Raw genomic sequence first — 19,168 nt, forward strand, 5'->3', positions numbered from 1 at the left:
TAGTTTGAGACGATGAATCAGATGCGGTTCGATCAACGCCCGTCCAAGGCCCAGGCGGCCACGGACAGGGCGCCGCAATCCCCGTCCCGGGGATCGCCGACCCGCGACCGCTCTCCGGATCCGGACAAACCCGTCAAGAAGCGCGGCAGTGGCGCAACCTGGATCATTCTGGCCATGGTGCTGTTCACGCTGGCCTATGGCGGCATCCTGCTGGTCAAGATCCAGCAGGAGCGCGAAATCCTGATCACCGAGGCCGAGCGATCGCAGGCCAATGCGGCCGGCTATCTGGCCGAACGGGTGACCGCCCGCATCGCCGAGGCCCGCTACGCGCTGGCCTTTGCCGCCGCGGACCTGCGCGAAGCGACGCCACGGTCTGTCGAAGAACTGGCGCGGGCGCGCCTCGCCGCCATCAATGGTTCAGAGCTGGTGACCGATGTCGCCCTCCTCCTGCCCGGCGGGCAAGTCGTCTCCGAAGGCGCTCCGGCGGACGGGTTGCGCGAGCTGGCCGGCGCCGCCCTGGACGCCCCGTCCGGACTGACCGCCCAGGTCACCGGCAATTCGGCCCATCTGGTCCTCGCCGTCCCGACACCGCTGAGCGATGGGACGGTCGGCGCGTTCGTCGCGCGGCTGAGCCCCGAAACGGCCCTGCCGGATTGGGGAGATGACCGCGTGGTCGCCCTCGCCGACGCACAGGGCGGGATGCTGGCAATCCGGCCGCGCATGCCCAGCGCCCGTCCAGGCACGCAACTCGCCGAACGCTTTGGCCTGCAGCCCGGTTTCATCGACACCCTGACCGCGGGTGGAGGCGGTGCCACATCCGACGCCCGCTTTGGCGAGGAGCGCGTGACGTTCGCCGTGGCGCCCATCGCCGGCACCGAATTGCGCGTCTACGCGCTTGGCGCGATGCGGATCAACCAGAGCGCCTGGTACCGCACGATCTCGTTTTACGGCCTGATGTTCATCGCGCCGATCTTTGTGGCGTTGGGACTGTGTGCGCTGGTGTTCATGCAGATGGGCCGCCTGCGCTCGACCCGGCAGCAGCTCGAGGACAACGAGCAGCGCTTCCGCGTCGCCATCGAAGGCGCCCGCTGTGGTGTATGGGACTGGAATCCGGAGGCCGACACCGTTTTTGTCACCGACAGCCTCGCCCGCATTCTCGGCCTTGAGGCGGCGACGGAATGTACCGGCCAGCAATTCCTGCAACTCTTCTCCAAGCCCGATCGCGAGCGCCTGCGCGCCGCCATGCGCAGCGCGCCGGCGGGTGCGGAAGTGGACCATGAAGTGCTCGCGGCACGGGCCCCGGTCTGGTTGCAGATGCGCGGACGCATCCTGCCAGGCGGCGAGGTCAATCATACCCGCATCGTCGGCGTCGCCATCGACATCACCGAGCGCAAGGGCGCTCAGGCCCGGGTCGCCGCGGCCGAAAACCGCCTGCGCGCGGCGCTTGAGTCGATGTCGGAAAGTTTCGTGCTGTGGGACAGCCGTCAGCGCCTGGTCCTGTGGAACCGCAAGTTTCGCGACCTGTTCGACTTCACCGATGGCATGCTCAAGCCCGGCATGAGCTACCAGGCCGTTGAGCAAGCAGCCGCCCGCGCCATCAAGACGGTCCATGGCGGCACCGACAGCAAGGTTGCCTACGAGATCGAGCTGTCAAATGGCCGCTGGCTGCACTATTCCGACCGCCCGACTGCCGATGGCGGCCTGGTCTCGGTCGGTGCCGACATCACCGATCTCAAGCATCACGAGGCCGCCCTCACCGAGAACGAGGCCCAGCTGCGCAAGACCGTCGACGACGTCAAACGCTCACAAGCCCGTATCGCCGACCTGGCCAAGAAATACGAGGAAGAGAAGATCCGGGCCGAGGAAGCCAATCGCTCGAAATCGGAATTCCTCGCCAACATGAGCCACGAACTGCGCACGCCCCTCAACGCCATCAACGGTTTCTCCGAAATCATGATGCAGGAAATGTTCGGTCCGCTCGGCGATGATCGCTATGTCGGCTACATGAAGGACATCCTGTCCTCGGGCCGGCACCTGCTGGAGCTGATCAACGACATTCTGGACATGTCGAAGATCGAAGCCGGCAAGATGCAGCTCCAACCCGAGCCGACCGATGCCAGCGAGCTGGTCGAGCAGAGCATCCGTATTGTCCGCGGCCGGGCCGAGGAAAAGCGGTTGAAGCTGCGCGCCGATGTGTCCGACCTGCCCGAGATCGAGGTCGATCCGCGGGCCTTCAAACAGGTGATGATCAACCTGGTCTCCAACGCAGTGAAATTCACGCCGGAAGGGGGCCGGGTGACGGTACGCGGCTTCCTGTCCGGTCTCGGTGTCGCCTTCCAGGTGTCGGACACGGGCATCGGCATCGCCAAGGATGACCTGCCCCGCCTCGGGCGCCCGTTCGAGCAGATCGAAAGCCAGCACTCCAAGAGCTTCCAGGGTTCCGGCCTCGGCCTGGCCCTGTCCAAATCCCTGATCGAGCTGCACGGCGGCACCCTGTCGATCGACTCGGTCCTGGGCGAAGGCACCACCGTCTCGATTGTGCTGCCGATCAGCCAGGACCAGCCGATCCCGCGCGATGCCATCCGCAAGGTGACAGAGGCGGCCCTTGGCGACGACGCCGACCTGGCCGACGATGGTATCGACACCCAGGCCCCGCTCGGCCTGTCCGCCGACCTGCCGACCGATGGCGGCTTTGACGTAGATGATGATTTCGTGGACAGCCCAACGCCGGCGCGCCTGGCGGCCGGCGAATAGGCAGCGCTAGTTCTGCGGCTGTGGCGGGCCCTCGCGGCGGTCACGCGGCGGTCCGTGGCGACCCATCCGCTCCCGACCGGCCTGCAGGGCGGCGGCCCGGGTTTCGGCGTCCAGCCCGGCAACCACTTCCAGCACAACCGCTTCGATCCGCATCTCGACGGCGCGCTGGCTGGCGTGCATCCGAGCCATCACGTCAGCGACAGCTTCGGCATCGAACTCTTCTGCCACCAGCAGCGCATTCAGTTCCCGGCGGGTCTCGACGACCTCGAACCCAACGCCGCGCATCTCGGAGAATGTCGCCCGCAAGCGATTGCGGGCTTCGGTCCGGGCCTCCTCGGGCAGCGCCTCGACGAAGCCTCTCAGGTCAAAGCCCTGGCGCCCGCCCGGCCCGCCACGACGATTGGCCCCCTCCGGAGAGGGGCGCTCAGATTGCCAGCGCGGTCCATCGGCGGAGTGATGGACAAGATAGCCAACCAAGGCACCATTGATCAGCACAGAGCCGACAAGGGCAATGATCCAGGGCAAGGCCGGTCTCATGCGTCGTCTCCCAGCCAGTCCACCCAATCCTGCTCATAGCCGGTAAAGGCGTCCGCATAGATCGCGTCCAGATCGTCAGTCGGCCCCATCACAGCACCGCTGGCAAAGCCAAGGCAAACGCCCAGAACAAGTGCGGCAGCGACTGCCGATGGCACGGTCCAGTCCGGCAGCGCCGGGCGCGGCAGGCGGGCCAGCAGGCGGCGTTCGAGCAAGGCGGTGTCCGGCGCCGGCTCGACCAGACGGTCCAGCAACGCATCCAGCGCCCTCTCGTCGTCGATCACCAGGGCCACCAGATCCGGGCGCGCCTGCGCGAAGCACTGCGCCTCATCGCGCTCGGCCGGGGGCCAATGCGCCGGATCGGCACCATAGGCCTCGAGAATTTGGTAAAAGCGTTCCTCAGTCATCATTCGTCACCGTACTTGGTGTCACCACCGCGTGAATAGCTGGCGATCAGATCCGGCGCATCGCCCAGCAAAACCGTCTTGAGCTTGCGGCGACCGCGCGCCAGCAGGGATTCCAGGGCGTCCACACTCACCGACATGATCGCCGCCGCCTCGATATTGCTCAACTCCTGAAAGTGGACCAGCTCGAGCGCCTGGCGCTGACGGTCCGGCAATGCCCGGACTGCGCTGGCGACCCGGCTGCCACTTTCCGACCGTTCCATCCGCACGTCCTGCCCCGGCGCGTCATCGGCCCGGTCCGGCAGGGTGTCGGTCAGGACTTCCCGCCGCTTGCGCAGGCGGTCGTAGCAGAGGTTCAGCGCAATCCGGCACACCCAGCTGGACACACGGGCCTGACCCGATTGCCAGCGGCCGGCCGCATTCCAGACGCGCAGGAAGGTTTCCTGGGCCACGTCCTCGGCTTCCATCGGGTCACCCAGCGTGCGCCGGGCGAGGCCGATGATCCGGCTCATATTGGCTGCCATCAGCTCGCGCGCCGCGTCGCGGTCGCCCGCCCCGATGCGCGTCATCAACCTGTCTTCCGCCGCCCGGACGTCGGCCATGGCCGACGTCCCGACCGACGGGTGTTCGCGGACACGGCCCGAGATGGGTCCGGCTTCAGCCGGTTCATCTGTTTTCATGCCGTGTCCGTCAAACATGCGCGAAACCGCTAGTTCCGCCACCACCGGCGACGTTCCTCACGGCGTTCCTGACGCCTTTCCGATGCGGCGTCCAGCTCGTCCGGCGTGATCACGTCATCCCCGTCGGTATCGAGCATCTCGAACAGGCGGTTTTCACCACCGAGGAATTCGGCGCGGGAGATTCGGCCGTCCTCGTCGGCATCGAAATGCCGGCCCGGACCTTCACCATCCGGTCCGCCGCGGCGGCCTTCACCACCCCGACGGCCCTGTCCACGGCCCCGCATGCCGCCATGGCCGTCACCATCTTCGGCTTCGGCTTCATGGATGGCCCGCAGGCGCTGGCGGACCGGGGACTGGTCAGCCTCGTCGAGATACCCGTCGCCATTGCGGTCCATCCAGGCAAACATTTCGCCCTGGAGGGAATCGACTTCGGCCCGGGTGATTGAATTGTCGCCATTGGCATCTGCCGCGCGCAGCATCATGACGGCCCGCATCGCGGCGCCACCACCCTGTCCGCCAGCCCGCTCTCCACGGTGATGTCCACCGTGGCCCTGGGCCTGGGCCGCAGCCCCGGCCAGCATCAGGCAGGATGTGCTCATCAGTACAATCAGTTTGTAAGGTTTCATGACGTCGTCCTTGTCGTTCATAGCCTCGCTACAGATAGAACGGGGCTGACGCGGCTTTCCGTCGCCACTGTGTCACATTTTTCCGACCCGGCGCTCGAATACCGTCCGAACGGTCTCCATGCGCCGGTCCAACTCCGCTTCCAGCGCGTCGATGTTCCGGCAGCCGGCCAGCTCGGCCAGCCGGGTCGCAAATCCACTGCTTGCCTGGGACGGATCGAAACCGGACCCGTGGGCGCAGCGGATCATCTGCAGCACGCCGAGCTGCAATTGCAGGGTTTCGGTCAGCAACATCACCTCGCCCGGCGGCAGGACATCCGCCTGTCCCAGGGCCTGAAGTGCATCGCCGGTCGAGGCCCGGACCACATCCTCCCTGTCGGCATGAATGAGCTGCAGGGTCTGGGCGATGAACTCGATATCCTGCAGGCCGCCCGGGCGCGCCTTGAGATCCCAGCCCGACGTCGGTGGTTTGGCCTCGGCCAGCTTCTGGCGCATCGCGCGCGCATCCTCGCGCACGCCCCTGGCGTCGCGTGGTCGGCGCAGGGCGCGGTCGAACGAGGCCTCGACGGCAGTTGCGAGCGGTCCGTCACCGGCAATGATGCGGGCCCGTGTCAGCGCCATCATCTCCCAGGTCCAGGCCTCGTGAGGATAATAGCTGTCGAAGCGGGACAGCGACACCGCGACCGGCCCGGCCTTGCCGGACGGCCGCAACTGCATGTCGACCGTATAGAGCTCGCCCTCTTCGGTGGGGGCCGACAGGGCGCTGATCAGGCGGGTGGCAAAGCGGCCGAACCAGGCCGGGGCGGTCTCGTCGCCCTCGTAAATGATCATGATGTCCAGATCGCTGTCGGCCGCCAACTCGCGGCCTCCCAGCTTGCCCATGCCCAGGATCACGCCCTCACCGGGCATGGGCCCGAAACGGCGTTCTGTCTCGTCCTGCGCCGCGCGGGCCATCGCCGCCAGGCTGGCATCGGCCATCGCCGAGAAGGCTGCGCCGGCGGTTTGCGCCGTGGCCATGCCCTTGAGGATCTGGGTGCCGATCCGGAACCGCTCTTCGCGGACCCGGCGCCGCGCCGAATTGAGGCGGTCCTCATATCCTCCGGCCCGGCCCAATGCCTCCTCGAGCACCTTGCTGAAACTGTCCGCCGGGTCCTGCGCCAACGGGACCGAGAACCGGTCATCGAGCATGGCGTCCAGCAGGGCCGGCCGGCGTGCGAGGTCGGCAGCCAGGCGGGGTGCCAGGGTGAGGATGCCGATCAGGTCGGCAGCCAGTCCCGGCTCATTGGACAGGAGCGACAGCGGCTGCACACCCATGGGCAGATTTTCGAAAAAGGCGGCAAAGCGGGTCATCGCTGCATCCGGCTCGCCGGTCGCCGACATGCGGTCCACCAGTTGCGGCGCAATGCGGGCGAACAGGGTCCGCGCGCGACTGGACCTGACCGCCCTCACCCGGCCACCCGCCCAACCATTCAGCGTCGCCCAGACCGAGGCGGGTTGAGAAAAACCCAATGTCTGCAATGTCGTGATGGTGTCCGGTGTCGGCTCGACCCCGGTCAGGATCAGCGAGCCTGCCGCCGAAGCCAGCGGTTCGTCACCCTCGAACTGGTCGGAGAAATGGCCGTGCACCCGTTGCAGACAGGCTACCACCGCAGTCTCGAAATCCGCCACCTTGGCAAAACCCGACAGCGCGGCGAGATCGGCCCGGTCAGTTGCGTCCAGCGGCACGGTCTGGCTCGGCTCATCCTGGCGCATCTGGATCCGGTGTTCCCAGCTGCGCAGGTCGCGATAATCCCGCGACAGGGCCGCCACCACGTCCGGCTCAACCGCACCGGTCCCGGCCAGCGCCTCCAGCGCCGCCAGCGTCGACGGTTCACGGACCCGCTCGTCCCGGCCACCAAAGACCAGCTGCGGGATCTGGGCGTAGAACTCGATCTCGCGAATGCCACCGCGGCCCAGTTTCAGGTCATGCCCGGCCGGACGTATTTCGGCGCGCCGCCCGACAGTCTGGATCTGGCGGGCGAGGCCGCGGATGTCGTCAATGGCCGCATAGTCCAGCGAGCGGCGCCAGATGAAGGGCTGCATGTGCTGGAGAAAACGGACCGCGGCCTCGCGGTCACCGGCGCTGGCGCGGGCCTTGATCCAGGCCGCGCGTTCCCAGGTCTGGCCCAGCCCCTCGTAGTAATTGAGGGCGGCCTCGGTCGAGATGATGACCGGCGTTGCTCCCGGATCCGGACGCAGACGCAGATCAACCCGGAAGACAAAGCCGTCGGCGGTGACGTCCTGGAGCGATTTCACCACCGCCTGAATCAGGCGCGGAAGGCGCTTTCGTGGTTCTTCGCTGTCAGGCAGGGACAGGTCGTCAGGGTCATAGACCGCGACGAGATCGATATCGGAGGAATAATTGAGATCGCCGGTCCCCATCTTGCCGAGTGCCAGCAGCACCACGCCCGGCAATGGATTATCGGGGTCGGCGACAGGATGGACACGCCCCCGCTCCGCCTGGAAGCGGACATGGGCATGCAGCGACGCCTGCAGGGCAGCATCTGCCACCCCTGTCATCGCCCGGGTGACCGCCTGCACGTCCCAAACACCCGCCAGGTCAGCCATCGCCGTGACCAGATGGGCATCGCTCTTGGCGGCACGCAGGGCAAGATCGAGCGCCGGGATATCGGCCGCCCCGGCAGCGGCCCGGTGCAGGTCGGCGACAATCGAAGCCACCAGGGCGTCCGGCGTCTGCGACATGCAGGCTTGCAGCGTTTGCGGGCGGCGCTGGGCCAACCGGGCCAGATAGGGCGCCGCCGCAAACACGGTATCCAGAAAGCCTGCAGCCGGATTGATCGACGTACGGACCGCCTCCGGCAGCGCTGCGAGGACATGCGCCGCTGCCCCCGGCGCCCGGCCTGGCAGGGCGGTCAGTCCCGCAGGCAGTACACGGTCCGGAGTCGCGGCGGGGTCTGTCATGACACGCAAACTGACCCGATCCGCCCGTCAGGTGAAGGTCTCCAGCGCGAAATAAATCGACGTGGCACACATGGCCCGACTAGCTGTCGGCGTGCGCCTTGGGAAAGCACAGCGAGGCGCGCAGGCCGGGGCCATGGCCACCGGACACGACGCCGGGCCCTTCGGCCAGTTCGAACTCACCATTGTGCACATCGACAATGGCCTGGACGAGCGACAGTCCAAGTCCCGATCCGGGTTGGGTCCGGGAATTGTCCAGCCGCACGAAACGCTGGGTCACACGATCCCGGTCGGCGGCCGGAATACCCGGCCCGGTATCGGTGACCGAGAACTCGATCCGGCCGTCCCCGGTCTCGCGCAGGCGCAGCGTCACGGCCTCGCCGGCCGGGGTGTATTTGACCGCATTGTCGAGAATATTGGCGAGCGCCTGGGACAGCAGGCCCCGATCGCCCAACATCGACAGGCCGGCCTGGATTTCGCTGTTGAAGGCCAGTCCCTCGTCCTCGCAGACCGGCTCGTAGAGCTCGGCCAGGTCGGCGGCAATGTCGGCTGGATCGAGGCGCTGGATCGAGGCCCGGCTTTCGCCCGCCTCCAGGCGCGACAGCGACAGGATGGCGTTGAAAATGCCCAGCAGCTCGTCAGTGTCGGCGACGGCGCGCTCCAGCGCCTGTTCGCGCGAGCCGGGGTCCGCATCGTCGCGCAGGGCCTCGTCGAGGCGGTTGCGCATGCGGGTCAGCGGGGTTCGCAAATCGTGGGCGATACTGTCACCGGTGTGGCGCATGCGGTGCATCAGCGCCTCAACCCGGTCGAGCATGTTGTTGAAGTTCTCGGACAATTCGTCCAGCTCATCGCCGGTGAAATTGCGCGGTGCCCGCGGTTGCAAGTCACCCGCCTTGACCCGCCGGGCGACGGTATTGATCCGGTCGAGACGGCGCACGAAACGTCGGCTGACGAAAATCCCGGTCGCGACACCCAGCGCCAGTGCCAGCGCCGAGGCCGCCAGGATGGTGTTGAGCATGCGCGAGATGAGGCGTGTTTCCTCATCCACGTCGAGACCGACATAAAGCCGGTAGCCCGAGGGCAGTTCGATGATGCGGCCGCGTGCGGTGCGGTCGTCCTTGCCGTCCTCGCCATCATTGTCACCGGCGGCCGGACGTCTATAGGTGAACTGGACCCGGCCCTCATCATCGGGCTGGACATCGGGCAGATAGGTCAGATTGCCGGACAGGCTGCGCCCGGTCGGATGCACGAGCAGATAGAGATAATCGGCACCGCCGCCGACGGTCCGTTCCAGGATGTAGCGATTGACGGTCCGGATCCCGCCCGCCTGGAAGCTGGCATCAAGGGCGACGACTTCCTCGTTGATCGACATGTCGGCACGGCGCAGCACCATGCCGGCCGACGCCGCATAGACAAAGCCCAGCGTAACGAAGCTCGACAGGGCGAACAGGGCCGCCGACAGAAGCGTCTGCCGGAAGGCCGTTGTCCTGAGAAAGGCGGCACCGCGCGCCGTCATGCCGGATCAGGCCTGAAGGCGGTAGCCGGCTCCGCGCACGGTGTGCAGCAGCGAGCGCGGGAAGGGTTTGTCGATCTTCGAGCGCAGACGTGAAATGTGCACATCAATGACGTTGGTCTGGGGGTCGAAATGATAGTCCCAGACCTTTTCCAGCAGCATGGTCCGGGTCACCACCTGGCCGGAATGCTTCATCAGGAATTCGAGCAGACGGAATTCGCGCGGCTGCAACAGGATGTCCTCGCCCTCGCGCACCACGGTGCGGGCCAGAAGATCCATCTCCAGATCACCGACCACCAGCTTGGTGCGGACCGTGTCCGGATCACGGCGACGGGCCAGGGCCTCGACGCGGGCCAGCAGCTCGGCGAAGGCATAGGGTTTGACGAGATAGTCATCGCCGCCGGCCTTGAGCCCCTCGACACGGTCATCGACCTCGCCGAGCGCGGAGAGAATGAGGACCGGGGTGCGATCATCGTCGGCCCGCAGGGCTGCGACCATCGACAGACCGTCCATGCGCGGCATCATGCGGTCGACGACGAGCACGTCGTATTCCGCGGCGCGGGCCATTTCCAGACCCTCCTCACCGTCGCCGGCATGGTCGGCCACATGGCCACTTTCGCGAAGGCCCTTGCGGATATAGCTGGCCGCTTCGCGGTCGTCTTCAACGATCAGAATGCGCACCCCGATCTCCTTTTCTCTAGTCGGCAGAGCCGAGTTGCAGGGCAACATAGCGTTGACCGCCACGTCCCTCGACCAGCAGCAGGATGGCGCTGCGGCCGTCTTCACGGGCCTCATCGGCGATGGCGCGCAGCGCCTCCGCACTGTCGACGGCATCGCCGCCGGCTTCCAGGATGATGTCACCGACCTGGACACCCTTGCGGGCAGCCTCGCTGCCGGGTTCCAGTTCATCGACCACGACCCCGCTGACATCGGCGCCAAGGCCGCGGACTTCACGGTCCTCCTCGGCGAGCGGCGCCATCGACATGCCAAACACCGTGGTCCGCGCCGGAGCGGCATCGACACTGCTCATGCTGGCCAGTTGCTCCTCGCCCGGGCGGTCGCCCAGGGTGGCGCGGATGGTCCGCTCGCGGCCGTCACGCAGTACCAGGAAGCGGACGTCGTCGCCGGCCTGGATATTGCCGACGCGGCGGGTCAGGTCGCGGGAGCCGTCGACGGCCTCGCCGTCGATTTCCAGCACCACATCCTCGCGCTCGAAACCGGCGCGGTCTGCGGGACCACCTTCGACGATCGAGCTGATGATGGCCCCGGTGGTATTTTCAAGTCCGAGTGCCTCGGCAATGTCGTCCGTGACATTCTGGATCGACACACCCAGCCAGCCACGCGCCACCCGGCCATCATCGCGCAGGTCGGCGATGATACGGGCCGCGACGTCGGACGGGATGGCGAAACCGATGCCGACATTGCCGCCGGACGGCGAGAAGATCTGCGAGTTCACCCCGATCACATTGCCATTGAGGTCAAAGGTCGGACCACCGGAATTGCCGCGATTGATCGAGGCGTCGGTCTGGATGAAGTCGTTATAGGTGGAATTGCCGATCGGGCGTCCGATGGCCGAGATGATGCCCGCCGTGGCGGTTCCGCCGAGACCGAACGGATTGCCGACCGCGACGACCCAGTCACCGACCCGGTAATTGGGATTTTCTTCGAGCCGGACAAAGGGGAAGTCGTCCTCGCCGTCGACCTTCAGCAGAGCCAGGTCGGTCTGCGGATCGGTGCCGATGACACGGGCCGGGAATTCCTCGCCCTCGGCCGTGCCGATGGTGATCTCGTCGGCATCTGCCACCACGTGGTGGTTGGTGACCAGGTATCCGTCAGCCGAAATGAAGAAGCCCGAGCCCAGCGACTGGCGCGGTTGCGGCTGCGGCATCTGCCGCTGGCCGCCAAACTGGCGCTCCATCCACTCGCGCATTTGCGGCGGGAGATTGTCGAGATCCGGACCGGAATTGCCGAAGGGTGCGTTTTCAACCAGCCCGCTGACCTGCACCGTGACCACTGAAGGACTGACGGTTTCGATCAGGTCGGCGAATGACAGGGGCGCACCGGCCGGCACGGCCGCGGCGAGCGGCGGTGCCTCGGACGACTGGACGGCATAGGCCTCGCCCATCGAGCGATCCAGGAGACTTCCTGCTGCCAGCGCGGACAGCACAAGGAGCGAAACTCCGCCGAGGCGGCGTATGCGATCAACCGAAATCATGAGTGTCGACGACCTTTCCATTGCGATTAGGGGTTCAACTTCACGCGGCGGGACTAAACCCCGCCTGTCTCAAACATTACAATAACATTACAGATGGTAACTTACCCGTCATCTTTCAACCGGGTCCGCACCACCACCGGGCTGTGCAGGGTCCGGTGGACCGGGCATTTGTCGGCGATCTCCAGAAGCCGGGCCTTCTGATCGCCATCAAGCTCACCCTCCAGCGTGATCTCACGCTCGAAGATATCGACATGGCGCTCCTGCCCATCGACACAGTCGGCGCAATCCTCGGCATGGCCCTTGTGATGGCCGGTGCTGACCGTGACCCGGTCCAGCGGCAGGCCCTTGCGGTTGGCATACATGCGCAGCGTCATCGAGGTGCAGGCGCCGAGTGCGGCACTGAGATAGCCATAGGGCGACGGACCGGCATCGAGGCCACCGACTGAGGCGGGCTCGTCGGCCAGCATCACATGGTCGCCAACAACGACATGGTTCTCGAACCGGCCGCCGCCGGTCTCCCGTACCACAACGACGCTCTCACCCGCGGCAGCAGGCGGCTCGGACCGGGCCTCGGGCACGTATCGCCCGGCCCAGGCGGCGATGGTATCGGCGGCGTAGAGCGCGTCCTTCACGTCGCCAAGCAGATGGTCGGCATCGTCCAGACTGACAAAGCTCTTGGGGTGTTTCGCGGCCTGGAACAGCCGCGACGCATTGTCGATCCCGACAATGGCGTCGGTCGGCGCGTGCAAGAGCAGGAGCGGCCGACGCAGCCCCGCCGCGGCGTCCTCCACCTTGTGGTCGGCGATATCATCGAGGAATTGCTTTTTGAGCGTGAAGGGACGACCGGCCAGCTCCACCCGGGCCACACCATCGCGCTCGATAGCGGCCAGGTCAGCCGCGAACTGCTGTGTCACATGCGCCGCATCGGCCGGTGCCCCGATCGTGGCCACGGCGCGCACCGAGGGCAATTTGCCAGCCGCCGCGATAACCGCCGCACCGCCCAGCGAGTGCCCGATCAACAGGGCCGGCGCCTCGTATTCCGCGTCCAGATAGTCGGCCGCAGCGATCAGATCAGCGATGTTCGAGGAGAAGTTGGTATTGGCGAAGTCGCCGTCCGACTGGCCCAGGCCGGTGAAGTCGAAACGCAGGACGGCGAAACCCGAGCCGGTCAGCCGGCGAGCGATCCGGCTCGCCGCCAGAATGTCCTTGGAACAGGAGAAACAATGCGCGAACAGGGCAAAGGCGCGGGGTTGGCCGTGCGGCAGTTCCAGCCGTGCCGCGAGCGTCTCGCCAAGGGCGCCTGCAAATTCAATACGTCGGGATTGTGCCATTTCCTGCCTCCATCAATGGGTCTGCAGGTAAGGCGTCCACGAACGGGTGCAAGACACAAGAGCTTGAGCGCGACGACCGGTCTCAGCGGCGATCGGTGCCTCCGGCTGCGGATTGGGCGTCGCCCTCCCCCTGCCAGACGCCGGCCTCGCGAAGCGCCTCGGCGACTTCCGGCGGCATATAGGTCTCGTCATGCTTGGCCAGCACCGTGCTCGCCTGCAAGACTCCGTCGCCGGCGAACCGGCCCTCGACCACCACCCCCTGGCCTTCGCGGAACAGATCGGGCAGCAGGCCGGCATATTCCACCTGCACGTTCTCGACCCGGTCGGTGATCACAAAGCGGGTGGCGCCATTGGCAGCCTCTGCAACCGACTCCTCCAGTACCAGGCCGCCGACCCGGATACGGGCCTCGACGCCGGGGTGCTCCGCCGCGATCTCGCTGGGCGAATAGAAGAAGACCACGGCGCTGCGCAGGGCCACCAGACCCAGTGCGACCGCGATCACGAGCACAGTCGCCGATGCGGCGATGGTGGCGAGACGTCGATTGCGATGCCGCATCATTCCGGCTCCCGGCGTTTGAAAACGAGCATGAGATTGTTGGCCGGCATGTCGACGCGCTCGACCAGGGCCAGGTCGTGCGCCGCCAACAGGGACACGACGGCGTCGAGTGCACGCACGCCCCACGCCGGATTGCGCGACTTGAGCGATGCGTCGAAGGCCAGGTTTGACGGTGCGGTTTCGTCGCCGAGCAGATAGGGGCCGTACAGGACAACACGCCCGCCCGGCCGCAACCGGCTTTGGGCCAATGCCGCCAGCGCTTCGGCGACCGCCCACGGCGCGATATGGATGACATTCATGCACACCAGCGCGTCGAAGCCGTCAATGGTGGCACAGGTTTCCTGACGCAGCAGATCGATCTCGAGCGGCGGACGGATCGCGCCGCCCGCCTCGCCGGCCCAGGCGGCCTGACTGTCGCGGGATGCCGCATCGGGATCGCTGGGCTGCCAGATCAGGTCCGGCCGGATCTGGCACGCGGCCACCGCATGCTCGCCGGTCCCCGATCCGATTTCCAGCACCGACGCCCCGGTCGGCAGGACCCGGGCGAGAACCGTCGCGATCGCGTCGCGATTGCGTGCGGCACTGGGCGAGTACAGGCGACCGTGATCGCTGGCGCGATTTTCCAGGGCCACAGGGGCCGGGGCTTTGGGGATTGGCGGTGATCTGTCCATGGTTTCGACCTATGTCGCACGGCCCGGCAACGCAAGGCAGACAGGTGCAGCCGGGACGCTATGCCGCGGCGGCGGCAACCCCGCGGCGGCGCAACAGGGAGGCGGCTTCGTCGTGTCCGGCGCTTTCGAGCAGGCGGATGGTGATGTCGAGCCCGTCGCTGGCTGTGGTCCGGTTCTGGCCCTCACTGGAGGCAACCAGATCGACCAGCATCTCGCCGGCCTCCTGCATGCGCTTCTCCGCCGCATCGGCGATGCGCTTCTGGGTCGAGGCGATCGCCGCGGCCGTTGCGTGTTCCCGGCACCGGCCAAGGAAGTAGAGCAGCCCTTCGGCCTTGTCGACGGCGGCGGCCGGCGGGATCTGGGCCGGTATGACCCGACCGGTACGGCCCCGCCGCGGTTCCGGCAGGCCGGCATCGAGCGCCAGGGGCACTTTCGCCAGGATCTTTTCCACATTGGTTGAGGCCTCGGCCCGCAAGCCGAACAGCGAGCGCCCCCAGCGTCCGTCCTTGCGGATGCCGAATTCGGCCGTCATGCCGGTCGAAAACGCGACGAAACGGTCGAAAAGCTGGAAACAGGCTTTCGCCTCTTCCAGGGTCTGGGGTGGTTGTTTGAGACGGGCGGCGAAATAGCCGGTATCGCCCAGAACAGCATCCCCGACCGCGGCCAGCTCGGTTTTTTGAACGACCAGGTCGTCATCACGTCGCCCGATCCGCCGGACCACCCGGAAGATCTGCCAGGGACTTTCCAGCCGGCCCATGGTGAGCAGCAGGATCCACAATGCCGCCTCGGAATTGCTCTCCACCATCTCCTCGTGCAGATTCTTGGTGATAAGGGTCAGATCATCGTCATAGTCGTCGATCCGCGTCGGCAATTGGGCCATCGCGGCGGATATCTGCTCATTATTGTTCAGCAGGACGATGGCGTCGCTCAACATCGCCCGGCCTTCACTGCCGAAGCGCTTGAGCAGCGCTGTCATGTCCTTGGGGACGCGATCCGCCTTGTGCACAGCATCGGCAAGCGCTGCGCCGGCCTGGCGCTGGAAATCGAACCAGATCGGATCCCGCTCCGGGCATTTGCACTTCTTGGCGGCTTCGACCATGTCCTTGGCGAGGTGCCGGCCCATCCAGCCCCAGATCTTGGACAGGTCCTCGGCGGAAAAGCGGAAGCGGGACGGCGGTATGAGCGCGGAATCACCGACCAGTGGCCGCAACGGAGACAGCACATAGGCCTTCGCCAGGTCACCGGCCGGCGAACGAAGGGCGTCTTCAAGCTCCGAAAAAATGGTGTCGAGCGCCGCCGACGCTGGATCACTCGCAGCGGCCGCCTTGGTTGTGGCTCGCAATGCCGCCCGCATTTTCTCGGGCATGCTTCGCCACAGCGCTTCGAGTTTGGCTCGCTGAGAAGGCGAGAGATTGGCCATGATCCAGAATACACAGTCTTTTGCTAACCCTAGTCTTCAACGACTTGGGTTAATGAGCACTTAGCGAGCAGTCGCGGGAAGACCAATACGGGCCGCCAGGCCGCCGAGTTCTGATCTCGACAGGCTGAGCTCTCCACCATAGGCCTTGGCCAGGTCCGAAACAATGGCCAGGCCAAGACCCGAGCCCGGGGCCTGTTCGTCCAGCCGGACCCCGCGCTGCAAGGCCGCTTCGCACTCCTGCGGGGCAAGGCCGGGGCCGTCGTCTTCGATGATGACCGCCAGTTCCCGCGCGCCCGTCCGCCGGGCCACGACATGGACCTCGCCGCCCGACCACTTGCAGGCATTGTCCATCAGATTGCCAATCATCTCTTCAAGGTCCTGACGCTCACCCTTGAAATTGAGGCCCTCCTCGGCCTCGAACGTGATGCGGATGCCCCGCGCCGCGTTGATCTTCTCCAGCGTCCGCGACAGATCTCCCACCGTCGGGGCCACTGGTGTCCGCGCGCCGACCGCCTTGGCATGGGCCGCCGCCCGGGCGCGGCGCAAATGGTGTTCGACCTGTGCGGTCATGACCCCGGTCTGGCGCTGGACCAGCTCGGCGAGAGCGCCATCGGAGGTGCGCGCCTCATTGGTCAGAACGGCGATGGGTGTTTTCAGGGCGTGGGCGAGATTGCCGACATGGGTGCGGGACCGTTCGACCAGCTCGCGGGAATGATCGAGCATGGCGTTGAGTTCATCGGCCAGGGGCTGGAGTTCGACCGGAAACTCGCCATCGACGCGCTCCTGATTGCCTTCGCGCACTTCGGCAACGCGGGTGCGCATGCGCAACACCGGCGCCAGGCCGATGCGGACCTGAAAGAAGACACCGGCCGCAATGGCCGTGGCAAAGCCGAGAAACATGATGCCGGAGGTCATGGCGAAATTGCGCACATCGCGGTCTGCGGCCTCGCGATCCTCGGCCGCCATCATGATGACCAGATCCGGACGGGCCGGCAGCTGCACCGCCTGCGCGGTCAGGCGCAAGGGTTCGCCACTGGGGCCCTTGGTGTCGAAGGACATCACCTGGCCGGGACTGGCCAGCAGGGAGGTCATCAGGGCTTCCGGCGGTGACAGGGTTTCATCCCAGAGGGACCGGGACACGACCAGGGCCTGGTGTCCGCCGCCCTCCATGGTCGGGCCATCGAATATCTGCCAGTAGCGGCCGGAGAAGACCCGGTCATAGGCCGGGTCGGAGGGCCTGCGAGCCAGAACGATGCCGCCACCGGGATCGGTCTCGGCGGCTGCGACCAGCGCCTCGACGACACTGGACAGCCGGTCGTCCATCGTGCGCAGGACCGAGCGCTGGTAGAGCGTGGTCAGGGCAATGGCGCCCAGTAGCAGAAGTGCCAGCGCCCAGGCGGCGGCGCCGGCAAACAGCCTGAAAGCGAGGGAGGCGCGACGCTTCACGAAACCGGGCGCGCCACCGGATCAACCAGTCGATAGCCCAGCCCGCGCACGGTCTCGATCCGGTCGGTCCCGATCTTCTTGCGCAGACGACCGACAAAGACCTCGATCGTATTGCTGTCGCGGTCGAAATCCTGGTCGTAAATATGCTCGACCAGCTCGGTGCGCGAGATCACCCGGTCCTGGTGATGGGCCAGGTAGGACAACATGCGAAACTCGTGCGAGGTCACCTTCACCGGCGCGCCATCAATGAAGACGCGGGCGCCGCGTGTGTCGATGGACAGGCCGCCGCACTCGATCGTCGCCGTGGTGTGACCGGCGGCGCGGCGCGTCAGGGCGCGCATGCGGGCCAGCAATTCCTCGGTGTGGAAAGGCTTGGTGAGATAGTCATCGGCGCCGGCATCAAAGCCCGCCACCTTTTCCGACCAGCGATCGCGCGCGGTCAGGATCAGGACCGGAAAATCACGCCCGGCCTGACGCCAGCGCTCCAGAACGGTGACGCCGTCCATCTTGGGCAAGCCAAGGTCCAGGACCACCACGTCATAGGGTTCGGTGTCGCCCATGAAATGCCCGTCCTCACCATCGACAGCAGCGTCGACGGCATAGCCGGCATCCTCGAGAGCCCGGCCAAGCTGGCGGTTCAGATCCGGATCGTCTTCAACAACAAGCGCGCGCATGCAATCCCCCTATCGTTCAAACAGTATCTGCCCGGTCCGGGCATCGGCAACCACATCCACGCGGCGACCCTCACGGGTGAGAATCTTGATCACATACCGCGGTGAACCACCGCCCTCGAGCTCGGCATCGAGCACATCGGCACCCGGATAGCGGCGACGCACTTCGGAGATCACACGCAGGGCCGGCACCACATCACCCTGACGCCGGGCGTCGCGGGCTTCAGGCGCCGTGTAACGGTCCTGCAGGCTGGCATAGCCGGCAGGCTCCACGACCGCCGGATCAAGTCCGTCGGCCCTGGCGGGGGCTGCGAAGACGCTCAGGGCGCCAGCAAGGATCACTAGGTTTCTCAACATGGCACTCACATTGACGGGCTCCCCCTGAACCCGTGCTGAACAACATACTACCAAAACATCACCGTCACGAATGCAGACCCTTGCGCGGGTCATGGCCATCGGGTGGCGACCATTTCTCGAGGAAGGCCTTCAGCGCCTCATCGCCGGACGGCAGCGCCACCATCAGCCGGACCAGCTGGTCGCCGCGCTTGCCCTTGCTGCCGGCAAATCCCTTGCCGCGCAGGCGCAGCAGTGTGCCAGTCGAGGAGCCAGGCGGCACCCGCACATCGACAGCGCCGTCGATGGTCGGGACCCGCACCTTGGCACCCAGCGCGGCTTCCTTGAGGCTGATGGGCAGTTCAAGACGCACATCATCACCCGAACGCGAAAAGAATTTGTGCTCGGCGACCCGGATCTCGATCAACGCATCGCCCGGCTCGCCGCCCATGGCCGATGCCTCGCCCTGTCCGCGCAGGCGCAGCACCTGGCCATCGCTGGCGCCGGACGGAACCGCCACGTCCAGCGTGCGGCCACCGGCCAGGGTCACCCGGTGCTTGCCTCCCTGGGCCGCCTGCATGAAATCAACGGTCACGGTCTGGCGCACATCAACCCCCTTGCGCGGGGCCTGGCGCTGGCGCCCGCCGCCGCCCTGACCGCCGAAATCGGTGAACAGGTCGGAGAAGATGTCCTCGAACCCGCCGCGACCCTGATGACGCGACTGGCGGAAGTTGAACGGCTTGCCACCGGGACCGCCGCCCATGCCACCCATACCGCCCATACCGCCCATGCCGGGATGAAAGCCGGCTCGCGCGGCCGCGTCATACTCGGCCCGCTTTTCAGGGTCAGACAGCAGTTTGAAGGCTTGCGACACGTGCTTGAAACGCTCCTCGGCCGCCGCATTGCCGGGATTGGAATCCGGGTGCAGCTCCTTGGCCAGCTTGCGGTAAGCCTTGCGGATTTCATCGGCGCTCGCCGTTTTGGGGACGCCGAGCGTCTTGTAGGGATCGTCCATACCCGTCATGCCTTGCCGGTAAAGCCTGTTGGCCTTGAAGGCCA

The 19,168-nt window shown here is 66.3% G+C and carries 17 protein-coding genes; 1 reads left to right on the forward strand and 16 read right to left on the reverse strand.

The window, feature by feature from the left end:
* The first annotated feature begins 21 nt into the window (after positions 1 to 21).
* On the forward strand, positions 22 to 2,754 hold the full coding sequence (locus VOI18_RS13375) for an ATP-binding protein (RefSeq protein WP_323762915.1): 2,733 nt from the start codon (positions 22 to 24) through the stop codon (positions 2,752 to 2,754).
* Between the two features lie 6 nt (positions 2,755 to 2,760).
* Here the strand turns inward: VOI18_RS13375 and VOI18_RS13380 are convergent, their stop codons facing one another.
* The 16 genes from VOI18_RS13380 to VOI18_RS13455 form a co-directional block, all read right to left on the reverse strand.
* Positions 2,761 to 3,291: a periplasmic heavy metal sensor gene (locus VOI18_RS13380; RefSeq protein ID WP_323762916.1), complete on the reverse strand. Its 531-nt coding sequence runs from the start codon at positions 3,289 to 3,291 to the stop codon at positions 2,761 to 2,763.
* Complete coding sequence (locus tag VOI18_RS13385; RefSeq protein WP_323762917.1) at positions 3,288 to 3,695, reverse strand: hypothetical protein; 408 nt, start codon at positions 3,693 to 3,695, stop codon at positions 3,288 to 3,290. The genes VOI18_RS13380 and VOI18_RS13385 overlap by 4 nt, the downstream gene beginning before the upstream one ends.
* Positions 3,695 to 4,372: an RNA polymerase sigma factor gene (locus tag VOI18_RS13390; protein ID WP_323762918.1), complete on the reverse strand. Its 678-nt coding sequence runs from the start codon at positions 4,370 to 4,372 to the stop codon at positions 3,695 to 3,697. Before VOI18_RS13390 ends, VOI18_RS13385 begins: the two co-directional genes overlap by 1 nt.
* Before the next feature lie 29 nt (positions 4,373 to 4,401).
* Positions 4,402 to 4,998: a hypothetical protein gene (locus VOI18_RS13395; protein WP_323762919.1), complete on the reverse strand. Its 597-nt coding sequence runs from the start codon at positions 4,996 to 4,998 to the stop codon at positions 4,402 to 4,404.
* Positions 4,999 to 5,070: 72 nt separating this feature from the next.
* Positions 5,071 to 7,956 (reverse strand): bifunctional [glutamine synthetase] adenylyltransferase/[glutamine synthetase]-adenylyl-L-tyrosine phosphorylase, encoded by a 2,886-nt coding sequence (locus VOI18_RS13400; RefSeq protein ID WP_323762920.1) that lies wholly within the window; start codon positions 7,954 to 7,956, stop codon positions 5,071 to 5,073.
* A 79-nt stretch (positions 7,957 to 8,035) separates the two neighbouring features.
* A complete protein-coding gene (locus VOI18_RS13405; RefSeq protein WP_323762921.1) occupies positions 8,036 to 9,469 on the reverse strand; it encodes a HAMP domain-containing sensor histidine kinase in 1,434 nt (477 codons plus the stop codon).
* Positions 9,470 to 9,475: 6 nt separating this feature from the next.
* Positions 9,476 to 10,195 carry a response regulator transcription factor gene (locus VOI18_RS13410; protein WP_416374888.1) on the reverse strand — a complete coding sequence of 240 codons (720 nt, stop codon included), beginning with the start codon at positions 10,193 to 10,195 and terminating at the stop codon, positions 9,476 to 9,478.
* The gene (locus VOI18_RS13415) at positions 10,164 to 11,681 is read right to left on the reverse strand and encodes a Do family serine endopeptidase (RefSeq protein WP_323762923.1); all 1,518 of its coding nucleotides are present in this window, start codon (positions 11,679 to 11,681) and stop codon (positions 10,164 to 10,166) included. The genes VOI18_RS13410 and VOI18_RS13415 overlap by 32 nt, the downstream gene beginning before the upstream one ends.
* 101 nt (positions 11,682 to 11,782) lie before the next feature.
* Positions 11,783 to 13,012, reverse strand: a complete 1,230-nt coding sequence (locus VOI18_RS13420) for a bifunctional alpha/beta hydrolase/OsmC family protein (RefSeq protein ID WP_323762924.1) — start codon at positions 13,010 to 13,012, stop codon at positions 11,783 to 11,785.
* 82 nt (positions 13,013 to 13,094) lie between these two features.
* The gene (gene ccmE / locus VOI18_RS13425; RefSeq protein ID WP_323762925.1) at positions 13,095 to 13,571 is read right to left on the reverse strand and encodes a cytochrome c maturation protein CcmE; all 477 of its coding nucleotides are present in this window, start codon (positions 13,569 to 13,571) and stop codon (positions 13,095 to 13,097) included.
* A complete protein-coding gene (locus VOI18_RS13430; protein WP_323762926.1) occupies positions 13,568 to 14,239 on the reverse strand; it encodes a DUF938 domain-containing protein in 672 nt (223 codons plus the stop codon). Before VOI18_RS13430 ends, ccmE begins: the two co-directional genes overlap by 4 nt.
* Before the next feature lie 58 nt (positions 14,240 to 14,297).
* Complete coding sequence (locus VOI18_RS13435; RefSeq protein WP_323762927.1) at positions 14,298 to 15,605, reverse strand: hypothetical protein; 1,308 nt, start codon at positions 15,603 to 15,605, stop codon at positions 14,298 to 14,300.
* 114 nt (positions 15,606 to 15,719) lie between these two features.
* Positions 15,720 to 17,105 (reverse strand): sensor histidine kinase, encoded by a 1,386-nt coding sequence (locus tag VOI18_RS13440; RefSeq protein WP_323762928.1) that lies wholly within the window; start codon positions 17,103 to 17,105, stop codon positions 15,720 to 15,722.
* Positions 17,102 to 17,779, reverse strand: coding sequence for a response regulator transcription factor (locus VOI18_RS13445; protein ID WP_011642876.1), 678 nt, complete (start codon positions 17,777 to 17,779; stop codon positions 17,102 to 17,104). The genes VOI18_RS13440 and VOI18_RS13445 overlap by 4 nt, the downstream gene beginning before the upstream one ends.
* Positions 17,780 to 17,788: 9 nt before the next feature.
* Positions 17,789 to 18,133, reverse strand: coding sequence for a PepSY domain-containing protein (locus VOI18_RS13450; protein ID WP_323762929.1), 345 nt, complete (start codon positions 18,131 to 18,133; stop codon positions 17,789 to 17,791).
* Between the two features lie 64 nt (positions 18,134 to 18,197).
* Positions 18,198 to 19,124 carry a DnaJ C-terminal domain-containing protein gene (locus tag VOI18_RS13455; RefSeq protein WP_323762930.1) on the reverse strand — a complete coding sequence of 309 codons (927 nt, stop codon included), beginning with the start codon at positions 19,122 to 19,124 and terminating at the stop codon, positions 18,198 to 18,200.
* Positions 19,125 to 19,168 lie beyond the last annotated feature (44 nt).

Origin of the sequence: Maricaulis sp. (assembly GCF_034670125.1) — a bacterium.
Classification (GTDB): domain Bacteria; phylum Pseudomonadota; class Alphaproteobacteria; order Caulobacterales; family Maricaulaceae; genus Maricaulis.